This is a genomic window from Neobacillus driksii (assembly GCF_013409995.1).
GTDB lineage: Bacteria > Bacillota > Bacilli > Bacillales > Cytobacillaceae > Neobacillus > Neobacillus driksii.
In genome coordinates this window covers 175,832-201,028 of sequence record NZ_JACCBX010000004.1, presented here as the reverse complement: position 1 = coordinate 201,028, position 25,197 = coordinate 175,832, and the positions used below count along the sequence as shown (strand labels likewise).

The 25,197-nt window shown below is 37.5% G+C and carries 27 protein-coding genes; 21 read left to right on the top strand and 6 right to left on the bottom strand.

Annotated elements, in window-relative coordinates; all coding sequences use genetic code 11:
- Window positions 1-37 precede the first annotated feature (37 nt).
- From F4694_RS10290 to F4694_RS10260, 7 genes are all read left to right on the top strand, one after another.
- Window positions 38-1,690, top strand: a complete 1,653-nt coding sequence (locus tag F4694_RS10290; RefSeq protein ID WP_179597501.1) for a glycerol-3-phosphate dehydrogenase/oxidase — start codon at window positions 38-40, stop codon at window positions 1,688-1,690.
- A 331-nt stretch (window positions 1,691-2,021) separates the two neighbouring features.
- Window positions 2,022-2,288, top strand: coding sequence for a phosphocarrier protein HPr (locus tag F4694_RS10285; RefSeq protein ID WP_063251531.1), 267 nt, complete (start codon window positions 2,022-2,024; stop codon window positions 2,286-2,288).
- Window positions 2,288-4,000, top strand: a complete 1,713-nt coding sequence (gene ptsP / locus F4694_RS10280) for a phosphoenolpyruvate--protein phosphotransferase (protein ID WP_179597498.1) — start codon at window positions 2,288-2,290, stop codon at window positions 3,998-4,000. Before F4694_RS10285 ends, ptsP begins: the two co-directional genes overlap by 1 nt.
- Window positions 4,001-4,115: 115 nt before the next feature.
- A complete protein-coding gene (locus tag F4694_RS10275; RefSeq protein WP_179597496.1) occupies window positions 4,116-4,901 on the top strand; it encodes an SDR family oxidoreductase in 786 nt (261 codons plus the stop codon).
- Window positions 4,902-4,989: 88 nt separating this feature from the next.
- Window positions 4,990-5,463: a hypothetical protein gene (locus tag F4694_RS10270; protein WP_179597494.1), complete on the top strand. Its 474-nt coding sequence runs from the start codon at window positions 4,990-4,992 to the stop codon at window positions 5,461-5,463.
- A gap of 159 nt (window positions 5,464-5,622) precedes the next feature.
- A complete protein-coding gene (locus F4694_RS10265) occupies window positions 5,623-6,501 on the top strand; it encodes an NAD(P)-dependent oxidoreductase (RefSeq protein ID WP_179597492.1) in 879 nt (292 codons plus the stop codon).
- Between the two features lie 67 nt (window positions 6,502-6,568).
- Window positions 6,569-6,748 (top strand): hypothetical protein, encoded by a 180-nt coding sequence (locus F4694_RS10260; RefSeq protein WP_179597490.1) that lies wholly within the window; start codon window positions 6,569-6,571, stop codon window positions 6,746-6,748.
- A gap of 34 nt (window positions 6,749-6,782) precedes the next feature.
- Here F4694_RS10260 and F4694_RS10255 read toward each other — a convergent pair whose 3' ends face one another.
- The 4 genes from F4694_RS10255 to F4694_RS10240 all read right to left on the bottom strand — a co-directional run bounded on the left by F4694_RS10255 (window position 6,783) and on the right by F4694_RS10240 (window position 10,549).
- Entirely contained in the window at window positions 6,783-7,937 is a 1,155-nt protein-coding gene (locus F4694_RS10255; protein ID WP_179597488.1) for an aminotransferase A, read from the bottom strand.
- Between the two features lie 147 nt (window positions 7,938-8,084).
- Entirely contained in the window at window positions 8,085-8,561 is a 477-nt protein-coding gene (locus F4694_RS10250; RefSeq protein WP_179597486.1) for a YkyB family protein, read from the bottom strand.
- A gap of 128 nt (window positions 8,562-8,689) precedes the next feature.
- Window positions 8,690-9,568 carry a metallophosphoesterase gene (locus F4694_RS10245; RefSeq protein ID WP_179597484.1) on the bottom strand — a complete coding sequence of 293 codons (879 nt, stop codon included), beginning with the start codon at window positions 9,566-9,568 and terminating at the stop codon, window positions 8,690-8,692.
- 192 nt (window positions 9,569-9,760) lie between these two features.
- On the bottom strand, window positions 9,761-10,549 hold the full coding sequence (locus F4694_RS10240; protein WP_257029190.1) for a C39 family peptidase: 789 nt from the start codon (window positions 10,547-10,549) through the stop codon (window positions 9,761-9,763).
- 156 nt (window positions 10,550-10,705) lie between these two features.
- Between F4694_RS10240 and F4694_RS10235 the strand changes: the two genes are divergently transcribed.
- The 13 genes from F4694_RS10235 to F4694_RS10175 all read left to right on the top strand — a co-directional run bounded on the left by F4694_RS10235 (window position 10,706) and on the right by F4694_RS10175 (window position 21,683).
- Complete coding sequence (locus tag F4694_RS10235) at window positions 10,706-11,917, top strand: EAL domain-containing protein (RefSeq protein ID WP_179597482.1); 1,212 nt, start codon at window positions 10,706-10,708, stop codon at window positions 11,915-11,917.
- 67 nt (window positions 11,918-11,984) lie between these two features.
- The gene (locus F4694_RS10230; protein ID WP_179597480.1) at window positions 11,985-12,224 is read left to right on the top strand and encodes a hypothetical protein; all 240 of its coding nucleotides are present in this window, start codon (window positions 11,985-11,987) and stop codon (window positions 12,222-12,224) included.
- 187 nt (window positions 12,225-12,411) lie between these two features.
- Window positions 12,412-12,906, top strand: a complete 495-nt coding sequence (locus F4694_RS10225) for a DUF3993 domain-containing protein (RefSeq protein ID WP_179597478.1) — start codon at window positions 12,412-12,414, stop codon at window positions 12,904-12,906.
- A 181-nt stretch (window positions 12,907-13,087) separates the two neighbouring features.
- On the top strand, window positions 13,088-13,324 hold the full coding sequence (locus tag F4694_RS10220) for a YkuJ family protein (RefSeq protein WP_045515459.1): 237 nt from the start codon (window positions 13,088-13,090) through the stop codon (window positions 13,322-13,324).
- Window positions 13,325-13,435: 111 nt separating this feature from the next.
- The gene (cbpB, locus tag F4694_RS10215; protein WP_179597476.1) at window positions 13,436-13,888 is read left to right on the top strand and encodes a cyclic-di-AMP-binding protein CbpB; all 453 of its coding nucleotides are present in this window, start codon (window positions 13,436-13,438) and stop codon (window positions 13,886-13,888) included.
- Window positions 13,889-13,938: 50 nt separating this feature from the next.
- Window positions 13,939-15,447 carry an MDR family MFS transporter gene (locus F4694_RS10210; RefSeq protein WP_179597474.1) on the top strand — a complete coding sequence of 503 codons (1,509 nt, stop codon included), beginning with the start codon at window positions 13,939-13,941 and terminating at the stop codon, window positions 15,445-15,447.
- 110 nt (window positions 15,448-15,557) lie between these two features.
- Window positions 15,558-16,442: a LysR family transcriptional regulator gene (locus F4694_RS10205; protein WP_306458464.1), complete on the top strand. Its 885-nt coding sequence runs from the start codon at window positions 15,558-15,560 to the stop codon at window positions 16,440-16,442.
- 72 nt (window positions 16,443-16,514) lie between these two features.
- A complete protein-coding gene (gene dapD, locus F4694_RS10200) occupies window positions 16,515-17,225 on the top strand; it encodes a 2,3,4,5-tetrahydropyridine-2,6-dicarboxylate N-acetyltransferase (protein ID WP_179597470.1) in 711 nt (236 codons plus the stop codon).
- Between the two features lie 62 nt (window positions 17,226-17,287).
- Window positions 17,288-18,406 carry an N-acetyldiaminopimelate deacetylase gene (locus F4694_RS10195; RefSeq protein WP_179597468.1) on the top strand — a complete coding sequence of 373 codons (1,119 nt, stop codon included), beginning with the start codon at window positions 17,288-17,290 and terminating at the stop codon, window positions 18,404-18,406.
- Window positions 18,407-18,561: 155 nt separating this feature from the next.
- On the top strand, window positions 18,562-19,110 hold the full coding sequence (locus F4694_RS10190) for a peroxiredoxin (protein WP_179597466.1): 549 nt from the start codon (window positions 18,562-18,564) through the stop codon (window positions 19,108-19,110).
- 374 nt (window positions 19,111-19,484) lie between these two features.
- Window positions 19,485-19,940, top strand: a complete 456-nt coding sequence (locus F4694_RS10185; RefSeq protein WP_179597464.1) for a TlpA family protein disulfide reductase — start codon at window positions 19,485-19,487, stop codon at window positions 19,938-19,940.
- Between the two features lie 108 nt (window positions 19,941-20,048).
- Window positions 20,049-20,954, top strand: a complete 906-nt coding sequence (locus tag F4694_RS10180; protein ID WP_179597462.1) for a DUF4349 domain-containing protein — start codon at window positions 20,049-20,051, stop codon at window positions 20,952-20,954.
- 69 nt (window positions 20,955-21,023) lie between these two features.
- Window positions 21,024-21,683, top strand: coding sequence for a potassium channel family protein (locus tag F4694_RS10175; protein ID WP_179597460.1), 660 nt, complete (start codon window positions 21,024-21,026; stop codon window positions 21,681-21,683).
- Window positions 21,684-21,972: 289 nt separating this feature from the next.
- On the opposite strand, the gene rnjA is transcribed toward F4694_RS10175, so the two are convergent.
- Both rnjA and F4694_RS10165 read right to left on the bottom strand, forming a co-directional pair.
- Window positions 21,973-23,640: a ribonuclease J1 gene (rnjA, locus tag F4694_RS10170; RefSeq protein WP_179597458.1), complete on the bottom strand. Its 1,668-nt coding sequence runs from the start codon at window positions 23,638-23,640 to the stop codon at window positions 21,973-21,975.
- Window positions 23,641-23,646: 6 nt separating this feature from the next.
- A complete protein-coding gene (locus F4694_RS10165; RefSeq protein WP_179597455.1) occupies window positions 23,647-23,856 on the bottom strand; it encodes a DNA-dependent RNA polymerase subunit epsilon in 210 nt (69 codons plus the stop codon).
- Window positions 23,857-24,387: 531 nt separating this feature from the next.
- Between F4694_RS10165 and F4694_RS10160 the strand changes: the two genes are divergently transcribed.
- The gene (locus tag F4694_RS10160; protein ID WP_179597453.1) at window positions 24,388-25,158 is read left to right on the top strand and encodes a Cof-type HAD-IIB family hydrolase; all 771 of its coding nucleotides are present in this window, start codon (window positions 24,388-24,390) and stop codon (window positions 25,156-25,158) included.
- Window positions 25,159-25,197: the final 39 nt, after the last annotated feature.

Sequence of the window (25,197 nt, the reverse complement as noted above, 5' to 3'; positions counted from 1 at the left end):
TATTTTCAATTATCGTCTTCTATTTAGGGGGGAAAATATGAAGTTTTCTAACATAAATAGGAATGAAATGATTGAAAGCTTGAAAAAGATTGAATTTGACGTTTTAGTGATTGGCGGCGGGATTACAGGAGCAGGGATTGCATTGGATGCCACAACGAGAGGGATGTCAACGGCCCTAGTAGAAATGCAGGATTTTGCTTTTGGCACATCTAGCCGTTCAACAAAATTAATTCATGGCGGGCTTCGTTATTTAAAACAATTCGAAATCAAAATGGTTGCTGAAGTGGGGAAGGAACGGGAAATTGTTTTTGAAAACGGTCCCCATGTCACAAAACCTGAATGGATGTTACTTCCTATCTATCAAGGAGGTACCTTTGGCAGGTTTAGTACTTCCATAGGCTTAAGAGTTTATGATTTTCTAGCAGGAGTTAAAAAAATAGAGAGAAGGCTCATGCTTTCGAAAGAACAGACATTAGTCAAAGAACCATTGTTAAAGAAGGAAGGATTAATTGGCGGTGGATACTATGTGGAGTACCGTACTGACGATGCACGTTTGACGATTGAAGTTTTAAAAAAGGCAAATGAAAACGGTGCCCTGCCAATTAATTATACAAAGGTCACTGGGTTTATTTATCAAAAAAATACCATCAACGGGGTAAAGGTCAAAGATGAATTTACAGGAACTGAATACGAGATTTGCGCAAAAAAAATTGTTAATGCGGCCGGCCCTTGGGTCGAAGAGGTGCGTCAACTCGATCATTCTAATAATGGAAAATCGCTGCAACTAACAAAAGGAGTTCATCTTGTCATTGATCAAGGTCGATTTCCATTAAAGCAGTCTATTTATTTTGATACCCTTGATAACAGAATGGTATTTGCCATACCTCGTGAAGGTAAAACGTATGTCGGCACAACAGATACTTTCTTTAATGGAGATAAACTACAGCCTTTCATAACTAAAAATGACCGAAATTACTTAATCAATGCAATAAATTATATGTTTCCCGAAATGAATATTCAAGATGAAGACATTGAGTCAAGCTGGGCAGGGCTGCGGCCGCTCATTTTTGAGGAAGGCAAGAAAGCTTCGGAAATTTCAAGGAAGGACGAAATTTGGGAGTCATATTCGGGGTTAATAACAATAGCAGGAGGAAAACTAACAGGTTATCGAAAAATGGCAGAAGCCGTTGTTAATTTGTTAGCGGTAGGTTTGTCCAAACAAGAAAATACCCTATACACAGCATGTAAAACGAAAAAATTGGCTGTTTCTGGTGGGAATGTAGGCGGATCAGCAAATTTTCCTGATTTTATCTCACAAAAAGCATCAATGGGAGTGGAATCTGGTCTTAATTTAATAGAGTCTAGACAGTTAGTCTCTATATATGGATCAAATATAGAACAGGTCTTTCATTTATTCAGCACAAATCGAACAGAGGCGATAAAATATGGCATCCCGGACATGCTTTTTGCAAAGCTTGTTTATGCGCTGCATTGTGAAATGGCTGCCACGCCAACTGATTTTTTTATACGCCGTACTGGAGATGTTTTATTCGATATTCATTCTGTCCATTCTTATAAAAAACCAGTTATTGAGTTTATGGCAGATAAATTGGAATGGAATGAAACAGATAAAGTAAAATATACGAAAGAATTAGAAACGGCTTTGAAGATTGCTTCTGGTACAGTGTAAGGTTTAGGGATAATTTAATAAAGGATCTAGTTGATGAGCTGCCTATTAGGTAAGCTTTTTTTTATGGCTATTTTGTGAACTTTTTCAAAAAAACGTTTTGTCGATTTTTTAATGCGCTTACAAAGAGTGATATAGGTTGTCTCTAAGGTGTGAACATGTTATTCTAGCAAATGTATGAAATTCTAATAATAAAATGAGGCTCGTCGCTTACATACTTCATTTCTTTTTGGAGAAAATATAACAATTAGCTCAGTGGTCTTATCTGACTATAAGCTGTTAGTAGTAATAAGCCAGCATCATTTTACATTAATGAGAAGGAGATTGATTTAACATGGCAGAAAAACAATTTAAAGTAACAGCTGATACAGGGATTCACGCTAGACCAGCAACATTACTTGTACAAACAGCAAGCAAATTTGATTCAGAAATCAATTTAGAATATAAGGGTAAGAAAGTTAACTTAAAATCGATTATGGGCGTTATGTCTCTAGGAATTGGCCAAGGTGCAGATATTGCTATTAGTGCTGAAGGAAGTGACAGTGAAGAAGCTTTAAGAAGCCTTGAAGAATTATTGAAAAAAGAAGGACTGGCTGAATAATGGCATTTTTACAGGGAATTGCTGCTTCCAATGGCATTGCCATTGCAAAAGCATATCGCTTGGTAGAACCAAATTTATCATTTGATAAAAAGACAATTGAAGATACTGCTTCAGAGGTATCTCGTTTTAAGTCGGCAATAGAGAAATCTAAAGCAGAGCTTGAGGCGATTCGTGATCGTGCCCATGTTGAACTTGGTGCTGATAAAGCAGCTATCTTTGAAGCACATTTACTTGTTCTCACTGATCCGGAATTAAACGGACCAATCGAGGATAAGATTAAGTCAGAAAAAGTAAATGCTGAAGCCGCATTAAAAGAAACAGCTGACATGTTTGTTATGATGTTTGAACAAATGGACAATGAGTATATGAAAGAACGTGCTGCGGATATCCGCGATGTTACAAAGCGTGTTTTAGCACATTTACTAGGCGTACAATTGGTAAATCCAAGCATGATTGCTGAAGAAGTAATTATTGTTGCTGAGGATTTAACTCCTTCAGATACAGCTCAATTAAACAGACAGTATGTATTAGGATTTACTACCGATATCGGCGGACGCACTTCGCATTCTGCCATTATGGCTCGTTCCATGGAGATTCCAGCGGTAGTAGGTACAAAAACGGCTACAGAAGAAATCAACAATGGTGACCTGGTCATTGTCGATGGTCTTAAAGGTGAAGTACATATTAACCCGACTCCAGAACTTGTGGCAGAATACCGCAATATCCATGAGCAATTTGAAGCTCAAAAGATTGAATGGGCAAAGCTTGTTAATGAAAAAACGGTATCAGCTGACAACCATCATGTTGAATTAGCGGCTAATATTGGAACTCCTAATGATTTAAAGGGTGTCCTTGCTAATGGCGGAGAAGGTGTGGGACTTTACCGAACTGAGTTCCTTTACATGGGCAGAGACCAGCTTCCTACGGAAGAAGAACAATTTGATGCTTATAAAGCAGTTTTAGAAGGTATGAATGGGAAGCCAGTTGTTGTTCGAACATTGGACATCGGCGGCGATAAAGAGCTCCCGTATCTTCAGCTTCCAAAAGAGCTTAATCCATTTTTGGGATTTCGAGCTATTCGTTTATGTTTAGAGGAGCAGGATATTTTCCGTACCCAGCTTAGAGCACTACTCCGTGCAAGCAGCTATGGAAACTTAAAAATCATGTTCCCAATGATAGCAACTTTGGATGAATTCCGTGAAGCAAAGGCCATTCTTGAAGATGAAAAACAAAAGCTTATTTCCGCTGGACAGACGGTTTCTGAAAAAATAGAGTTGGGTATAATGGTTGAAATTCCATCCACTGCTGTTTTAGCAGATCAATTTGCTAAAGAGGTTGACTTCTTTAGTATTGGTACAAATGACTTAATCCAATATACAATGGCTGCAGACCGGATGAATCAACGCGTATCCTACCTTTACCAGCCATATAGCCCATCGATTTTACGATTGGTTAAGATGGTTATCGATGCAGCACATGCAGAGGGTAAATGGGCAGGAATGTGCGGTGAAATGGCTGGAGACGAAACGGCGATACCAATTCTTCTTGGTCTAGGATTAGACGAATTTTCAATGAGTGCGACGTCTATCTTAAAAGCACGTTCACAAATTAAAAAGTTGACTAAATCCGAAATGGAAAGCCTAGCTAATCAAGTCTTAAATATGCAGACAACCGCTCAAGTAATTGAAGCAGTTAACGCAGCGACCAAATAGAAACGATATCAAAAGAGACAGAATGCATTCTGTCTCTTTTTTTTGTACATGATTTAGGAATTAGAGGAAATTTTTAGTATAATAGGGATAGACAGGTTCAAGGAGGATGGATCGGATGGATTTTAATTTGAGTGGGAAAACAGCGCTTATTATCGCGTCTAGTCAAGGCTTGGGCTTTGCTATCGCAGAACGATTAGTCAGAGAAGGCACGAATGTAATGATCTCTGGACGAGATGAGGAGAAACTAATAAAGAAGGCTGCTGAATTAGAATCAATTGGCATCGGTAAGGTTGCTTTCCAAAAAACAGATATCACCAAAACTGGAGATATTAAAAGACTTGTTTCTAAAACCATTGAGGAATTTGATAGTCTTGATTTACTGATTAATAATGCGGGTGGTCCGCCGGCTGGCACTTTCGAGGATTTAAGCGATGATGATTGGCAAAATGCGTTTGAACTTAATTTGTTATCTTATATTCGTGCAATCCGTGAGGCATTACCATACTTAAAGGAGCAAGGTGGTAAGATTCTTAATATTGCATCGTCATCGATAAAGGAACCTATACCAGGCTTAATACTCTCCAACACCTTTCGAACAGGGATCGTAGGGCTCTCCAAAACATTAGCTTCAGAATTAGCTCCACATAATATCTTAATTAATACGATAGCACCTGGACGAATTGCTACCGACCGTGTGAGACACTTAGACCAGTTTACTGCAGAAAAACAGGGAGTGGACGTTGAAAGTGTTGAAATGTCGATGAAAGCTCAAATTCCGCTAAGGAGATATGGAACGCCTGAGGAGTTTGCGAATGTTGCAGTTTTTCTCCTTTCCGATGCGAATACCTATATGACCGGAAGTTCTTTTTTAGTTGATGGGGGTATGATTAAATCTATTTAACTTTCAATACACTTCCAATAACCAACCTCGTTTAACGTTTATTACCAACAATATATGGCTAAGGTAAAAACATAAAGGAGTGTTTATCATGCGGAGAAGTATAAAAATGGTTTTTGTCATAGTAAGTATGATGCTTTTAGGAACAGTACTTACTGGATGTGGATTACCTTTATCAAAGGAACTAATAGTAAATCGGTATGCGGATGCCTTGTTAACAAAGAATAACGAACTTCAATTTCGGTTTAGAATTAATAATGAAATATTAGATAGACATGAATTATATAAAGTGAAAGTTACCATACATGATGATCGCCTTGCCTCCGCAATTGGTAAACGCGAAATTATATATGGTGAAGAACAAGTTCTAAATGGTGAATATTTAGAGGTTAAGGGTACAGGTGAAAAATATATTTTCATGGATCCGCTTCTTTTACAAGATGACCTGCACATTCATGAGCTTCAAACGATGATAGAAAAAAATCATGCGGTATCAATTGAGATATATAACAATCAAGAAGTATTTGGAAAGGTTTACTTAACAAATTTTTCGTCAGAGCTCTGAAATCGTGTTTATCACTTTTTTAACTAGGAGAGACTAAAAAGGTGCATAAATTTGGAGATTGAGCACGATGACCGGAAAGTACTTAGTTCCGGTTTTTTTGTGTTATAAATTATATAATCTGGAAGTAAAATTCATATTTGTAGGAGAGGATTGATCATATTGTTTACTCTAGAAAATACAGTAATTGGGTTTATCGGGACAGGCGTCATGGGGAAAAGTATGGCCGGACATCTATTGGCGGCTGGCTATCAAGTAATTGTTTATTCAAGGACAAAGGAAAAGGCAGGAGATCTACTTGAAAAAGGTGCATATTGGGGGGGGACACCTCAAGAAGTAGCTTCAAAGGCAAATGTTATTTTTACCATGGTCGGGTATCCCTCAGACGTTGAAGAGATCTACCTGGGGGAAAATGGATTGGTTAATCATGCTAAAGCAGGCAGTTATATCATCGATATGACAACTTCCGCTCCATCACTGGCAGTAAAAATATTTAAAGCAGCAAAAGAAAAAGACATTCATGCAATTGATGCACCTGTTTCTGGAGGTGATGTAGGCGCAAAGGAAGCAAAGCTGTCAATAATGGTTGGCGGCGAAGAAGAGGACGTGGAGGCAATAACACCGCTCCTAAGCCTAATGGGGTCAAATATTGTGTACCAGGGAAAAGCTGGTGCTGGCCAGCACGCCAAAATGTGCAATCAAATTGCGATTGCCTCAAATATGATAGGGGTTTGTGAAGCGATTGTATATGCTGAAAAAGCTGGTTTAAATCCAGAGTCCGTTTTGAAAAGTATTACCACGGGTGCTGCAGGCAGCTGGTCATTAAGCAATCTTGCACCAAGAATGCTTCACGGTAATTTCGAACCAGGGTTTTACATAAAACATTTTATTAAGGATATGAATATTGCCTTGGATGAAGCTGAGCACATGAAAATGGAAGTGCCAGGTTTAACTTTGGCCAAAAAACTGTATGACCAACTTTCTGAAATGGGCGAGGAAAATAGCGGTACGCAGGCTCTTTATAAATATTGGAAGTCCTAACAGGCTTGTATAAATACCTCCTGTTTTCAGAAACTATGATAGAAGCTGAAATAGGAGGAAACTTTTTATGGCAAAAAGAACAAAAAAGAATGACCCACAGCAAAAGAATAAAAAGGGATTCGATTCTGCTGTTTTAAATGAAGAATTCGCTCATGAGATGGGCTCAGCAGCAACAAATAAAATTCATAAAGATAAAGCTAAAAAAGAAAAAGTACCTAAAAATAATGGTAAATACAAAGGTCAATAATAAAACTACCCTCACTGCAGCAGTGAGGGTAATTTTATTTTTTCGTATTTAAAAATGTCTCTATTCGGTTCAATCCGGTTTCTAACGTTTCAAGTGAACAGGCAAATGATAATCGAAAATAACCTTCACCATATTCAGAGAATGCACTTCCAGGAACTACTGCAACTTTTGCTTGATGTACCATCTCTAGTGCAAAGTCAAAACTGTTTAATTGAATGAAGTCCGGGATCTTTACAAAAAAGTAGAAGGCCCCATCAGGCTTGATTACTTGAAGCCCCATTGCAGTTAAACGAGTATAAACATAGTCGCGTCTTTTGATATATTCCTTTTTCATTGGAATGGAATCATCCATTCCAGTTGTTAAAGCAGCTAAAGCGGCTCTTTGTGCAATGGATGTCGCACATGAAACATTATATTGGTGCACCTTTAAGATGTGCTTCGTAATGTCTTTAGGAGCAAATAGGAACCCTATTCTCCATCCCGTCATGGAATGAGATTTTGATAAGCCATTTATTACAATCGTTTTCTCTTTTAAAAACGAAGCAATGGAAATATGCGGCTGATCATAAGTCAACTCGCTGTAAATTTCATCTGCAAGTACGAATATTTCTCTCTCTTTTAAGTAATCAGCTATTTCTTTTAACTCTATCTCTGTGAGACTGACTCCTGTCGGATTAGATGGATAAGGCATGACAATACAGCGTGTCTTATCAGTTATATAAGGTTTAATCTTGTCTAATGTATATCGGAATTGATTATCCCTAATATCCACATGCACAGGTACCGCCCCACACATCCGTATAATGGGTTCATATCCAGGATATATGGGCCCAGGCAAAATTACCTCTGTACCTTCAGCTAGAATGGTTCTAAATGTGATATCAATAGCTTCACTTGCCCCTACAGTAACAATTACTTCCGAATCTGGCTCATAAGTGAGCCCGTATTTCTTTGCAACGAAATCACAAGCGGCAGTTCGTAATTCGCTGATACCCGCATTATGTGTATAGGAGGTGAAATTATCCTCAATCGCTTTGATGCCAGCTTGTTTGACATGCTCTGGTGTTAGAAAATCTGGCTGACCAATCGTTAATGAGATGACATCATCTATGTGTGACACCATATTATAAAATTTTCTAATTCCTGAAACTTCAATTTCTTGAACTCTGGTATTTATTAAATGTTCCACCCTTGTTCACCCTTCCATTGCTATAATCAGTACCTTTGATTATAAACAGATTTATAGAAATATTCTACAATAATGAGCAGGGGGAGATTGAGGAAGGATAATTTTATCCATAAAAAAACGTAAAAAAGACGGATGAATCCGGCTTTTTTACGTATACCTTTCCCCTAACTTTTTAAAAATAGGTTTTTGATAGGGGCGGTTTTTTTGTGGGTTTGAAGGTGGCTGCTCCATTTCTTTAATTCCGGTATATGTCTGTAGAATCGATTTTGCTTGGCTCAGTGAAAGTGAGGTTTTTGGATTTCTAACACTTCCATCTAATTTACCCAAATGAGGCAGTTCAGCAAAGTCAGACTTGGTAGGAGGAATATGAAAAGTATAATGACCACATTCAACGAGGACGTCGGATTGTTGTTTACTATTACGTGGATTTTGTGAAAAATGAAGACCTATTTTTTTTGCTTTTCCTTCTTCGATTAATTTCTTTAAAGATTCATGCTTTAATTTGTATAAGAATTTGGGGTTTGGAGCTGTTTTCGCATGGCGATTAACAATATAGAGAGCTTGTGAGAGGTTATCGATTGTTAGCCTTCCTTTTGTATGGAGGTGTTTTCTATCATCAGTCAAAGTGGGTACTCCTTTATTTTTTTATATTGTCTACCTTTATTATTATTAATTGTAAAATAGAAATACAAGAAAGTAAAAACATTATTGTAAAAAATAAAAAATCCCCATCCAATTAATGGCAAGGATTTTTAATCTGTTTCCGATGACATAAGCGTATATAAGGTTAATTCAGGTTTTGCCATAAAGCGAAAGGGCAGGCGAGTGGTACCAATTCCTCGGTTAACATATAGCGATAAGGCATTGACCCCGCTAATCGTATATAGACCCTCAGGGTAATTCTGTGCGAACGGTGGGATTACGAGTGCACCCACAAAAGGTATTTTTACCTGCCCTCCATGACTATGCCCGCTTAATTGCCAATGTATCCCATAATTCAAGGCTTCGTCAGCAACATCTGGAGCATGTGATAAAAGTAGTTTAAATGAATCGTCAGGGACTCGTTTCATGGCCAAATCCAAGTCGGGTTTTCCGAGCATACGATCATCTATTCCTATAAGAGAAATAGAGCTGCCATCATTTTGTTTGATAAGTAGAGATTCGTTTAGCAGTACAGTAAAGTCAGATAATTCCATAAGGTTCCGATAGATTTCTGAACCATAGCCCCCATGATCATGGTTTCCGTAAATGCAATATTTACCGATAGTGGCATTTAATTGCTGTAAAATTGGAGCAATTTTATTGATTTCGCCATATTTATTTGGCTCGTCCAATAAGTCCCCTGTAAAAAAAATTAAGTCAGGCTCCAGGTGATTAATTTTATCTACTAACTTCTTAAATTGGTTGACATTATAGTGAAACCCTAGATGTGTATCGCTAAATTGGACAATTTTTGTTCCGTTAAAACTATCTGGAATTAGGGTATGCTTAATTTCGAGTTTATTGATTTCTAGTAGAGAAGGTTCAATTCGATTGGCGTAGAAGTAACCGCCTGAACCAAGACCGAGAACCGTGAGGAATGTACCAAAAGTACTTTTCAAGAAAGTTCTCCTTTTCATTTTTTTGGGCATATTTATCCTACCAACCTATCTCCGATTTTTTATCTATTCATTAAAAGAGAGTCATTCGTATTTTCGTTAAAATTCGTCCATTTTGCAAGTAATTTGATAAAGAAAAATTTCAAATAGAAAGGTATATATTAGTTCATATTCTTAAACGTAGAAAAAATACATAAAAGCAGCCACTTTTGGCTGCTTTTATAATTACTTATAACTAATAGCCCTGTTCTGTAGGGCCTTCCAGGATTCAATAAATTGATTTTTTTCCACTCTTACCTGTTTTTTACCGGAAAGTGGATCATTCAAATATACATAGTTTACGTCATACCCTACAAGAACTACTGCATGCAGGTCGAGAGGCGTTTTTATCACTTGCTGCCCATGATTCCACGACTCCCAGCGATCAGGCAACCGATAATCACCTGTCGTCCAAACTACTACAGGATAACCAGCAGAAACATGCTCTAGAACCCGTTCAAATGGCTGATTGGTTAAATTTATTGCTCTCCCTGGCAGCTTTTGATTCACCAGTGCTTCCATGGGTTTATCGAAGACGGCATAACCAGCCTGCCTTCCTGTCATATCACCAACAAAACCATCGGCAGGGTTGCCCCAATTTAATATATCGCCATTTGCTGATCTTTTTATAGGATCAGGGTCTTTTAGAATGGAACGATACAATTCCATTTTGTCTATCTTGACACCCGCATGATTTAAAACCATTGCGAGGCTTGTTACTTCACACCCATATCTCAGTTCTGGATTTTGTTTAATTAATACAACGTCCAGCATCATTGAATCCTTTTTAGCTGGTTGATTGTTAACTTCTTTAGGTACAATGTCGGGATTTTGTGTTTTCCTAATGGATGTGCTCGGTATTTGTTCATATATTTCCGTGTAACTTTGTTTCTTTGTTTGTTTTGAAACAGTATCATCTGTATTGTTACATCCAAAAAGTGGAAGAATTGAAACCATTAAGCAAAGTTTTTTCAAAAGGTATCCTCCAATCATAGGACTTGGTTTTATCATTTGTTGTTCCGGATTTACTATGATGGTATCCTTTTGGAAAAGAACAGGTGATGTTCGTTGAGCGTATTGTATAGTAAGGTATGGTATAATGAGGAAAATCTTTTTCTGGAGGGTACTTGAATGGATGCATTGGATATCCTAACGGATCTTGAAAATGTCATTCCTTATTTTCAACCAATTTTCAGTGCCGATGAGCAGCGTGTTATTGCATATGAGGTTTTGGGTAGGTATCGATCGGAAGGTAACATCATTAGCTTGGGTCAATTTTTTCTTGATGACCAAATCCCTGATGAATATAAATATGAAGTTGATCTTCTGTTAGTTCAGAAAGCATTAGACCTAGCAATAGAGCTAGAAGATGATGTCAGTATCTATTTGAATCGTGACGCCGATTTACTCATGTATCGACATGGAGAGCCATTTCTACAGGAACTGTTGGCTTTTGAAAAAAAAGGATTGAGTTTAAAGAGAATAGTCCTTGAAATTTCTGAAGGTAATTATAAGGGTGATTTTGCTCAATTGGATCATTTATTACAATATTATCGTACGTATGGTATTAAGGTTGCCATTGCCGGTATTGATAATGATACCAATTACTTTGAGCGGATTGGTAAATTAAATCCTGAAATTATAAAAATAAATCTACAGGCCTTAAAGTCAAACGCAACTGCTTCAAGCTTTACTGATGTCCTATTTTCTCTGTCTTTATTGGCTAGAAAAATTGGTGCCACATTACTATTTGAAAATATAGAAATGAGTTATCAGCTTCAGTTTGCATGGAAAAATGGCGGGAGATATTACCAAGGTTTTTATCTTCATCCACCTGCACCGGACTTTATTGAACGGGAATTACTAAAAGAGCGATTAAAAGGCAAATTTCATGAATTTATTGCCTATGAGAAGAGAAAGCTTGAGGCAATTTATTCAGCCGCTGCGTATTTCCAAAATAAAGTACAAGACATTTTAGTGAAGAATAAAAAAGCTAATTATGAGGAGTTATTTACTTCACTTGCGAAGGAAATGGATGGGATTGCATTTCGAATGTATGTATGTGATGAAGATGGTTTCCAAAAATCCTCTAATATCCTTAAAGGTGAAAACGGCTGGTTTACGCAAAAAGAATATATCCTAAAAAATTGGAGCTGGCGTCCATATTTTTTAGAAAATATTATCAAAATGAGAAATGAAGGCAAAGGAATTCTCTCTGACTTATATAGTGATATTGAGACTGGAGAAACAATTCGCACCTTCTCTATTCCTATAAATGGGAATGATTATTTATTTATTGATATTACCTATCAGTACTTATTTGATCATGACCAGTTGTTATAACTCCATTGCATAGAATGATTCATAAAGTGGAACTTTAATAGTAACTTGATTAAAGGAGAAATCGCTCATGAATCTATTTGTTAATGCACTATCCATCGGTATTGTTGGTGTTCTTGCGGTTTCGCTTGTGTATACATTGGTTGTGGCAAGAAAACAAAAGGCTGCTGACGGAGACATTGATACAAATATCCCTAAGCCAGTACAAAAACATATTTACCTTAGCAATCCGATATTTTTATCATATGGTATATTTTTTGCCTTGGTTCTTTTTATCATCCTTTTTTGTGCAATTACCTTTTTACGATAGGGCCCTTCATTTGAGGGCCTATTTTTTATAAGTTTTTTCGTGGGTTGTCCAGAAGTAATTTAAAAAATTTGCGGTTTAATGTCTTTTGCTGCAGTATTTTTACGTTTTTTATATGCGTTTGGATGGAATATTTGTTGATAAAATGAATATTAACATATAGGTTCTGAAAGAAGAGGAGGGGAAGGAAATGAAGAAAACGTTACTAATACTTTTCATAGTACTACTATTAATACCTTTGTCTCCAAACGCAAAAGATAGTCTAAGCGATAAAAATGATGTTTTTAGCTTCTTACAGAAAGCTTTTCAGGCTCAAATTTCACTTAGTGATCAAACAAGAACAAAACAAGAAATCAGAGATGTATTAAACCCATATTTTTCAGAGGAATATCAAAAATTGTTTTGGGACGAGAATATATTTGAGGAAGAGGGTAAATTTGTTACATATGGTTCTGATTTTGCATTTTATTATATTCCGTTTTTTCAATATTCAGGAGAAACAAAAGTAGTCATTTTCCCAGAAAGTATATATGTTCTGCAATTTTTCCCTTCCACCACCGATGGTCCGGTAAGTTATGAAGATCATTACGAGGGAATTATGTTAAAGAAAATGGATGGCAGCTGGAAGATAGCTGATTATTTATATGATAATATCCCTAAATCGATCATTGAGAAAGCATATTGAAAAAAAGTTCCCATTTTTTTCATTTTTATTTGGACAAATGCTTTCTGTTATTTTATTCTTTTAATATTGGCATATTTGCTACCTGAGATTATCACTGGAAATAATCGATAAGGATAGAAATAGGCTAAAAGAGAAACATAACAGTAGAAAGTTTGCTTGTGTTTGAAAGGAGACGTAGCATATGTCACAGCTTCAAGGGATATTAACCCGTTTAAAAAACCTTCAGGAACAGTCTAATGGGGGTGAACCGGCACAACGCTATTTCGAAGTGAATGGCGAAAGAAAGTGTCAGGTAACATTTCATCCAAAAACAGAAACATTTGAATTGGAAATATATAATGAAAAGGAAAAGCCAAAGCGTTATCAATTTGATAATGTTGACATGATCACCATCGAAATTTTTGATTTAATCCAGTAGGAGCCGGTTACGGTTCCTATCTTTTTACGTATTTTCATAAAAAAACCCAGTTCTCCGAAAACTATGGTAGAATATACATGTGGTATAACAAACATTGAGGAGTTTTCGGCGATGATAAGTCTTCACAGTGGAGAATTTTTAGAGATAGATATACGGAAATTAATGATTCCATCTGAGCGTGTTGCTCATGTGCAGGTTGGAAATAATCTAGAACATGCACTATTAGTTTTAACCAAAAGTGGATATACGGCCATTCCTGTACTAGATCCACATTATAAATTACATGGTCTAATTAGTACCCCGATTATAATGGATTCCATTCTCGGTCTTGAAAGAATAGAATTTGAACAACTTGAAAAGAAAAGAGTGGAAGAGGTTATGAATGTATCTGTTCCGCGTGTAAAGGATACTGCTTCCATTAAAACCTGTCTAAGACTTTTAGTAAATCATCCTTTTCTTTGTGTAGACACAGAGGATGGTTATTTTGAAGGCATATTGCCTAGAAGTACGGTGTTAACACAATTAAATTTAGCTGTTAATAAGATGAATAAAAGTGATAAATAAGGCTCCCGGATGGGGGCTGTATTATTTTCCTGAGAAAGTGAGGTGCAAAAATGAGTGCTCCGATTTCCCAGCCTAAAAGAGGGCAGACAAATAGACCACTTGTACTAGCAGCAGTCATGCTTGCGATGTTTATGGGAGCAATTGAGGCAACAATTGTTTCTACCGCTATGCCGGCTATAGTGGCTGACCTAGGCGGCTTTACTCTCTACAGTTGGGTTTTTTCAGCTTATCTATTAATGAATGCGGTAACAGTGCTGATTTATGGTAAATTATCAGATTTATTCGGTAGAAAACCGATTCTCTTTATCGGAATCATTATTTTCCTAATTGGATCCATTCTTTGCGGATTTGCCACGTCGATGGAATCATTAATTCTTTTCCGGTTAATCCAAGGGTTTGGGGCAGGAGCTGTTACGCCTATCGCCACCACTATTGTGGGCGATATTTATTCAGCTGAAGAAAGAGCAAATGTACAGGGGTACCTGGCAAGTGTATGGGGAATATCTGCAGTTACGGGACCAGCAGTCGGTGGATTGCTTGTTCAGTATGTAAGCTGGAATTATGTATTTTGGATAAACATTCCACTAGGAATTCTCTCTTTGGCTGGTATAGGATTCTTTTTGCACGAAAACGTTGAGAAGAAAAAACATGAAATTGATTACATAGGTGCATTTTTATTAACCATTTCCATCTCATCATTAATGTTTTTACTTGTTGAGGGTGGCGGAAGGTGGTCCTGGGGCTCTTGGCAAATAATAGCTTTGGCTGTCCTATTCATTATCACACTTGGTATCTTTGTCTTTCATGAAGGTCGCGTCAAAGAACCTGTAATGCCATTTAACATTTGGAAGGAACGCTCTATTTTTGTTGCCAATGTAACAAGTTTGACAACAGGAATCATGTTAATTGGGATTTCCAGTTTTCTCCCGACATTTGTTCAGGGGGTAATGGAACAATCACCGATTGTTGCAGGATTTACATTAACAACTATGTCGATTGGCTGGCCGATAGCGTCTACATTTTCTGGAAAAATGTTAAATTCTCTGGGATACCGTAAAACATCTCTTATCGGCGGTGCAGCCTTAATCCTCGGCAGTGTGGTATTTGTCACCATGACATCCTCTTCAGGACCTCTTTGGGCGGCAGCAGGTTCGTTTATTGTTGGTTTTGGTATGGGAGTAACGTCGACTGCTTTTATAGTTTCTATTCAAAGTACCGTAAGCTGGCAGCAAAGAGGTGTTGCAACTGCTGCTAACATGTTTATGAGGAATCTAGGAAACACAATAGGTGCAGCATTACTTGGAGGAATACTTAATAATCGGCTTGCAAACTACCTAGGTGCAAATGCTTTAAGTACTGAGGAAAAACTAACAGTGGATTCCGCAAACTTATTATTAAAGGAAAATGAACGGGCAAATTTACATGTAACAGTGAAAGAACTGCTTCAGGAGGGCCTGACTCAATCCTTACATTGGGTCTATTATGTAGTACTTGCCTTTGCTATTATAAGTTTAATCCTGATATCATTCATTCCTAAACAAAACCGTGGCTCTGCATAAAATATGCAGGGTTTTTTCTAAATAAAATATTGCAGCTTACTAATGAAAAGTTTTAATTTTCTCTATATAATAAGATAGTGATGTTTAATAAAGTATAAAGGTGGATGGTTTTGTCCTCTATATCTGAATTTCACCTATTATCTGTTTTAGCTCAAGAGATGAATATGCGTAAAGCTTCGGAGAGGCTCTTCGTATCACAGCCAGCGTTATCACAACGACTTCAAACCATAGAGAAAGAGTGGGGAACCAAACTATTTATCCGATCGCAAAAAGGACTTGCCCTTACTCCAGCAGGTGAGCATGTCATTCAATTTGTAAACGAAGTTCTTGGGAAAGAAGAAAAGGTTCGAGAAACAATACATTCCCTTCAATCTGGGGTATCAGGAACATTAAAAATTGCAGTGGCTTCAATTGTTGGTCAAAATTGGCTGCCACCTGTTTTAAAGAAATATAGTGATACCTATCCGCAGGCGAAAATTTCACTTATCACTGGTTGGAGCAGTGAAATACTGAAAAGTTTATATGATGATCAAGTACATATTGGTATTATTCGAGGAATGCCAGACTGGAAAGGGGTAAAAATTAAACTATTCAGCGATCCGCTTTTTTTAGTTGATCGAGATATTACCAGACCTGAACAGTTACTGGAAACAGACAGACCTTTCATCCAATTCAAAAGTGATTCGAATTATTATCAGGAAATACAAGATTGGTGGATGCGCCAATTCAAAACTTCTCCCAAACGAACAATTGTTGTCGACCAGATTGAGACATGTAAGCAATTAACCTTTAATGGTTTAGGATATTCAATCTTACCAGGCATAACGTTGAATAATAGTGAAAAAGAAATTTATAAAATTCCGTTATTAGATGAAAATGGTGATGCTCTACAACGTGATACTTGGTTACTAGCGTATGAGTCTTCCTTTAAACTCAAACAAGTGCAAGCGTTCGTGGATCTCATTAAAGAACATAGCAGTCAAAGCGGCGAATAATTACGTTCATTTCTCTTGTTTTCCAAACTTTAGTTTGGTAAAGTAAACCTAATTATATTTGGAGGTAGTAGTATGAAAATGATGGATGCAAATGAAATTATTTCTTTTATTCAAAACAGCAAAAAGTCAACACCGGTAAAGGTATATGTAAAAGGTGATTTAGAAGGTATTGATTTTGGAAGCAATTCTAAAACCTTTATTAATGGTAGTACCGGTGTGGTTTTTGGTGAATGGTCTGATATTAACCCAGCTCTAGAATCAAACCAAGCAAAAATTGAAGATTATGTAGTTGAAAATGACCGCCGCAATTCAGCGATTCCATTATTAGATACAAAAAATATTAATGCTCGTATTGAACCTGGAGTAACGATTCGGGACCAGGTAGAAATTGGGGATAATGCAGTAATCATGATGGGTGCTGTAATTAATATTGGTGCAGTTATTGGCGAAAAAACCATGATCGACATGGGTGTGGTTCTTGGTGGAAGAGCTACAGTCGGAAAGAACTGTCATATTGGTGCTGGTACCGTTTTGGCTGGCGTAATCGAACCGCCTTCCGCACAGCCTGTCATTATCGAAGATGATGTACTAATTGGTGCAAATGCAGTGGTTTTAGAAGGGGTTAGAGTGGGACAAGGTTCAGTGGTTGCTGCTGGTGCAGTTGTTACGAAGGATGTTCCCCCGTTTACAGTAGTAGCTGGAACTCCTGCTAAAAAAATTAAGGATATTGATGAAAAGACTAAATCTAAAACGGAGATTATGCAAGAACTCCGCCAGCTATAATCTTAAGACAAAGTAAAGCGTGGATAATCTCCACGCTTTCTTTCTAGTAAAGGAGCAATAGAATGAACCCTTTTATTAAAATTCGACGTGATTTGCATTTAATTCCTGAATTAGGATTTCAAGAATATAAGACTCAAGCCTATTTACTATCGTATATAGAAAATTTATCAAAAGAAAGAATATCCATTAAAAAATGGAACACTGGACTTTTTGTAAAAGTTCATGGTCTACACCCAAGAAAAACCATTGGTTACCGTGCCGATATTGATGGTTTGCCAATCGTTGAAGAAACGGGATTAGAGTTTTCTTCTACCCATGAGGAACAAATGCATGCCTGCGGCCACGATTTTCATATGAGTATTGCTCTTGGCGTGCTGACACATTTTGTCGAAAATCCCATTGAAGATAACATTTTGTTTATTTTTCAACCTGCAGAAGAGGGACCAGGCGGTGCGGAACCAATGCTGAAATCCGAGATAATGCAGGAATGGAAGCCAGATATTATTTTTGCCTTACATATCGCTCCAGAATATCCTGTCGGAACAATTGCCCTTAAAGAAGGGTTATTATTTGCTAACACATCAGAGTTATTTATCGACCTAAAAGGGAAGGGAGGGCATGCTGCTTATCCACATTTAACAAATGATATGGTAATTGCTGCCTGCTCGCTTGTCGGTCAGCTTCAAACAATCATTTCACGCAATGTTAATCCATTAGATAGTGCAGTCATTACGATTGGAAAAATCACGAGTGGAACCGTTCAAAATATTATCGCTGAAAAGGCAAGACTCGAAGGGACGATTCGTACACTCTCAGATCAATCTATGGATAGGGTTAAGAAACGGATCGACGCGGTGGTAAAAGGGATCGAGACCAGTTTTGAATGTGAAGCTGTGATTGATTATGGCGCAATGTACCACCAGGTATACAATAATGAGGAGATTACGAGAGAGTTCATTCAATATATGAGGTCACAAACCACTATAGAGGTTATTGAATGCCAAGAGGCAATGACAGGGGAAGACTTCGGATACATGTTGAAGGAAATTCCCGGACTTATGTTTTGGTTAGGTGTGGATTCACCGTATGGACTGCACCATGCCAAATTAAATCCAAAGGAAGATGCAATCGAAGTAGCAATTAATATTCTTACTAGCTATATGACGTATAAAGGAAATTGATATAACACCCTTCTACAAGGCGTTTTATTTTATTCTAATGTGTAAAAATGTTAAACTGAAAATTAGAAAAGATTGTTAAATATCGTCGTTTATTCTTTATGTAAATAGGGTAAACCAATTAAGGGACTATTTAATACAATATGGAGGGATTAGACATGCCGGAACGTATGGTTGCAAAGCAAGCACCAAGATTTGAAATGGATGCTGTATTACCAAACAAGGAATTTGGAAAAGTAAGCCTTGAAGAAAACATGAAAAATGACAAATGGACTGTGTTATTCTTCTATCCAATGGATTTTACATTTGTATGTCCAACAGAGATAACTGCTGTTTCAGACCGTTATGAAGAATTTGATGATTTAGATGCAGTTGTTATTGGTGCTTCTACTGATACAATACATACACACCTTGCTTGGATTAATACAGACCGCAAAAACAATGGCCTTGGTGATTTGAACTATCCATTAGCTGCAGACACTAACCATGTTGTAGCGCGCGATTATGGCGTTTTAATTGAAGAGGAAGGAATTGCGCTTCGCGGTTTATTTATTATCAGCCCTGAAGGTGAATTAATGTATTCTGTTGTTAACCACAACAATATCGGCCGTGATGTCGATGAAACATTACGTGTTCTTCAAGCATTGCAAACTGGTGGTCTTTGCCCAGCGAACTGGAAACCAGGACAAGCTACACTTAATGCTTAATTCTTAAATCTAGGCTGTGTTAAAGAATACTGTTGATTTTAGAACCTGTTGATTGGAGCAGAAGGCGGTTGACTCCTCGAAAATGCTATCGCATTTTCTTCGTTCGTGGGCAAATTCGAGGATGTAAATCAAAGTCCTGCGGGATGAACGAGCTGAGTGAGACCCAGCAGGTGCGAAGCTGTAAGGAGGCTCACGGGCGAGCCCGCGGAAAGCATAGCGCCTCGGGACAGGCAAGGACCGCCTGTCCCTGCGATGATTATTCCAAGAAGCATTCCTTAGTGGAGCGCAAAGCAACAGCCAAGTTTAACACAGTCATATCTAAAATGATTGACCTAACCTTCCGAGTTAGGTCTTTTTTAAAAAGGGGATATGTCATGAAACTACGTGAGCCAATGCCAGAATTAACTGGTGCCGTTGAATGGTTAAATGGAGAAGTTACAAGAGAGGATTTAGTCGGTGATAAACCAACACTTATTCATTTCTGGTCAGTCAGCTGTTACTTATGTAAAGAAGCTATGCCTCAAGTTAATCAATTCCGTGATCAATATAAAGATAAATTAAATGTGGTGGCAGTCCATATGCCTAGATCTGAAGAGGACTTAAACCTCGAGCAAATCAAGCAAGTGGCAGCAGAACATGGAATCAATCAGCCGATTTTTGTTGACAGTGAACATAAACTAACAGAAGCATTCGAAAACCAATATGTCCCTGCTTATTACGTATTCGACCGTGAAGGCAAACTCCGTCACTTCCAAGCAGGTGGAAGCGGCATGAAAATGCTCGAAAAGAGAGTCAACCGTGTACTAGACGAATTAGAAAAACCGGAATAAACAATGACAGGACTGTTCGTTATTTAGCGAGTAGTCTTTTTTATTTTCTGTAACCATCCCAATTTTTTTACGTCGGTATTAATACATAGACAAAAGGGGGTTATCGAAATGAAAAAGGTGATTGGAATAATTGTTTTCCTTTCTTTGATTCTATTTCTATCGGCTTGTAGTTCAAGCAGTAAAAGTGAAGAGTCAAAGATGAGCAGTGACAGTAGTGCGAAAATGGATTCAGGACAGCCTGCTATGGAAGAAAAGTCACAAGTATCGTTTGATAATAATGCAAAACAAGAGAAAGCTGCTCCGACAGATATTGAAGTCCCTAATCAAATGGTTATTTATCAAGCCGATTTACAGCTTCGCGTAAAGAAATTTGAAGAAACCTTGCAAACAATAGAAGAACAGGTTATTAAGTATGGCGGTTATATCTCTGAATCCAATGTTTCTAAGGACGGTGTAGAACAAATAAGCGGGCAAATTACGGTTCGTATCCCGCAAAAAAATTTCCAAGCCTTTTTGCATGACGCAGAGGGTCAAGCTGCTGAGGTGCTCCAGAGGAATTTAACTGGAACAGATGTCACCGAAGAGTATGTTGACCTTGACTCAAGACTTAAATCAAAAAGAGTGGTGGAAGAACGGTTAACATCATTTATGCAATCTGCACAAAAGACAGAAGATTTATTAAAAATTTCTGCAGATTTAGCTGCAGTTCAAGAAGAAATTGAAACGATTCAAGGAAGGATGAAATATTTAGAAAATCAGACTTCATTATCTACAGTTCATATAGCATTATATGAAAATAAGGTCATCGTCCCTAATCTTGAGGATGAAGATTTAAATACTTGGGATAAAACAAAAAAGCAATTTATGAAAAGCACAAACATGATGTTAGCAGCCATTTCGGGTTTATTTGTTTTTATTGTAGGTAATATCCCGATAATAATAATTCTAGCGGTGGCATCTGTTTTCATTTACCTCTATATCAAGAAGAGGCAGAAAAGAAATGGTAACGAATAAATAAGTATATTCAACTAATTTGGATATGCTAAAATGAAAATGGTTAATTGATTTACTGGGGGAGTTTTAGTGAGAAAAAATTTTGCAGTAATAGGACTAGGTCGTTTCGGTGGCAGTATTTGTCGTACTCTTTCAGATGAAGGGTTTGAGGTACTGGCAATTGATAAAAATGAAGAAAGAGTAAATGCTTACGCTATGATAGCCTCTCATGCAGCTGTGGGGGATACAACGGATGAGGCTGTACTAAAAAGTCTTGGCATTCGAAATTTCGATCACGTGATAGTGGCGATTGGTGACGATATTCAATCTAGTATCTTAACCACTTTGATCTTAAAAGAGTTAGGGGTAAATCATATTACAGTTAAAGCACAAAATGATTATCACGAGAAAGTGCTTGTGAAGATAGGCGCTGATAAGGTTGTCCATCCTGAACGAGATATGGGAAGAAGAATTGCTAATAATATGGCGTCCAGCAGTGTGTTAGATTATCTAGAGTTATCGGATGAACATAGCATCGTTGAAATCGTAGCCAACAGTAAGATAAGCGGTCATACAATCATTGATTTAGATATTCGAAAGAAATATGGTTTAAATATTGTAGCGATTAAAAGAGGGATGGATATCATCGTATCTCCAAAGGCAAATGAAGATATCCGAGCAAACGATGTATTAATTGTTATTGGAACAGATGAAGACATTGATCGTTTTGAGCGGAAGGTTATGCAATAAGAAAAGCGGAAGCGCCTTGACCAGGGGCGACAGGCATAAGACGAGTCGTCTAGAAGGTTGGTCTTTACCTTCTAGACGGATTGGCTTATGACCCCGAGCCCCTAGGCGCTGCAGCTAGACAAAAAGAAAAGCGGAAGCGCCTTGACCAGGGGCGACAGGCATAAGACGAGTCGTCTAGAAGGTTGGTCTTTACCTTCTAGACGGATTGGCTTATGACCCCGAGCCCCTAGGCGCTGCAGCTAGACAAAAAGAAAAGCGGAAGCGCCTTTTTAGGCACTTCCGCTTTTTCTTATACTTCCATAATGATTGGTAAAATCATCGGTCTGCGTTTTGTTTTTTCGTAAAGGAACGGTGCTAATGTATCAGTTATTTCATTTTTAATTTCTGACCATTGACTTGTTTTTCGTTCCATTACCTTATTTAAGTGTTTGGTAATCAGGTTCTGAGCATCGTTAATTAAATCACCTGACTCTCTCATATAGACAAACCCTCTAGAAATCAGATCAGGACCGGAAGCAATTTTGAAGTCCTTCATATTAATGCTCACTACGACAACGACCAATCCTTCTTCAGATAGAATCCTTCTATCACGTAAAACAATATTTCCGATGTCACCAATGCCACTGCCATCAATATAAACGGAGCCTGAAGGGATCTTCCCTGCTACTTGTGCGCTGTTATCGGAAAGAGCTAATACTTCACCGTTGTCCATAATAAAACAATTCTCTTCTTCAACACCACAGTCAACAGCTAGTTTAGCATGCATTCTCTGCATTCTATATTCTCCGTGAATAGGCATAAAGAACTTTGGCTTTATTAAACGGAGCATTAGTTTTTGTTCCTCTTGTCCGCCATGTCCTGAGGTGTGGATGTTACTAAGTTTACCATGTATCACTTCAGCACCAGCTCGGAACAACATGTTAATCGTCCTGTTAACACTAATGGTGTTCCCAGGTATCGGTGAAGATGAGAAAACAACAGTATCCCCTGGAATAATTTGAATCTGTCTATGCGTGCCATTAGCAATCCTAGATAAGGCCGCCATAGCTTCCCCTTGGCTTCCGGTACATAAAATTGTTACTTTGTCTGCAGGAAGTCTGTTGATCTGATTTGCTTCAATAAACGTTTCCTTTGGTGCATTTATATAGCCAAGCTCTTGACCAATCGTAATAGCGGATTCCATACTGCGGCCAAAAACTGCAACTTTTCTACCGTTAGCAACTGCCGCCTCAACTACTTGCTGCAATCTGTAGATATTAGACGCAAAGGTAGCGAATATTACCCGGCCCGTGACCTTTCGGAAAATGTCATCAATGCTTTCGCCAACAAGACGTTCGGACATCGTAAATTCTGGAATTTCACTATTCGTACTATCTGATAATAAACATAGTACGCCTTCTTTTCCGATTTCAGCCATTTTGGTTAAATTAGCCGGTTCACCTACTGGAGTGAAGTCGAATTTGAAGTCACCAGTATGAACGATTTGCCCTGGCGGAGTTTTTACAACGATTCCGTAAGAATCTGGAATACTATGTGTGGTTCTGAAAAAAGAAACAGACGTCTTGCGGAACTTGATTACATCATCTTCTTGAATGACATTTAACTTTGCCGTTCTTAAAAGCCCATGTTCTTCAAGTTTATTTTTAATTAGTCCTAATGCCAGCTTTCCGCCATAAATAGGAATATTTACTTGTCGTAACAGATAAGGGATACCGCCAATATGATCCTCATGTCCGTGGGTAATAAATAACCCTTTAATTTTATCTTCGTTCTTTACTAAGTAGGTATAATCGGGAATAACATAATCAATCCCTAATAACTCATCCTCTGGGAACTTGATCCCTGCATCAATCAGGATGATTTCATCCTGAAATTGTACTGCATATGTGTTTTTTCCGATTTCGCCCAAACCGCCTAAAGCAAAAACAGCAGTTTGGTCATTTTTTACAAATTTCATAAATTATCAAATCTCCAATACATTATAATCTTCATTTTGTTTTTCATATTCTAAAAATGCTCCGCTTACTTCTTGTACAAGTTCAACATTGTATCCACGATCTGCAATTTTTTTACGAACATCCCTAACAGATTCTCCTTCAACATAGAGAACCTTTGTTTTCTCTCTGACTGGAACTTCCTTGATGTTTTCCTGAAAATAAACCTTAAATACCATAATAAATCGCTCCTTAATCGATCATAACTTTTTTTATTATATAAAATAATTACATTTTTTTCATTTAAATTCACTTTTCACCTAAAAAGTAAACGCTTAGACCTATTAGAAAAAATATGTAAATAATACACTGATAATCAATTTACAATAAGGAAGGAGCCCTTCGCAAGTTTGAAGGGCTCGAAAAAAGTTGTAGTTAGGCAATTGATTTTTTTCGCAGTAAATCGTTCCACTGTTTTAAGAGCTTCTTTCTTAGCTTCTTTAACATAGTGGATCATCTCCTTACTTCCTATTTTAAACGATCCTTGTCCAATGTAAAGCAAGCCACGATAGATTATTGCAGTTTTTTTTTATTCAATCATTTTTATACTAATATTATATGGTATAAACAGGATTTCTTTCATGGATAAACATGGAAGAATTATGAAGTTTTATTAAATTGACAAATATTCTGGTTATGGTTAGTGTTTATTGAGAGGAAAATTATAGAAGAGCTTTGTTGTTATTAAAGTAAAGAGGAGTTAGAATTATATGAAAAAAATTGTTTTTTTTGATATAGATGGGACACTGCTCGACCATGAAAAAAAACTTCCAAGCAGTACAAAAAAAGCGATTCAAACTCTGAAGGAGAATGGTGTGTTCGTAGCGATTGCAACCGGAAGAGCACCTTTCATGTTTCCAAGTTTGAAAAAAGAATTAGATATTGATTCATACGTTAGTTTTAATGGACAGTATGTTGTGTTTGAAAATGAAGCAATCTATAAGAACCCGCTCAACCAATCTGAGTTGGGAAGGTTTCTGCAGGAAACAGCTGCCAATGACCATCCATTAATCTTTATGAGCGAAGTGACCATGAAGAGTACTACACATTTCCATCCTTATATAGAGACAAGTATGGACAGCTTGTTATTTCCACATCCGGAAGAGGACAAAAATTTCTATGTAGACAAAGAAATTTATCAATCCTTACTATTCTGTAAAGAAGGTGAGGAGAAGTTCTATTTTGAAAATTTCCCTGAATTTGATTTTATAAGGTGGCATCCATATTCAGTTGATGTCTTACCAAAAGGTGGTTCTAAAGCTGAAGGAATAAAACAAATGATAGACAGACTAGGTTTTGATCTAAAGGATGTTTATGCATTCGGCGACGGCTTAAACGATCTAGAAATGCTTAAAGCGGTTGGAACCGGTGTTGCAATGGGGAATGGCGTTCCCGAGGCTAAGGCACTTGCAAACTTTGTGACAACGAATGTTTCGGATGATGGAATTTGGAATGGATTGAAAGAATTGAAACTCATTTAATTATAGAAAAAAGCGTAAGGTCCTAGAAGACCTTGCGCT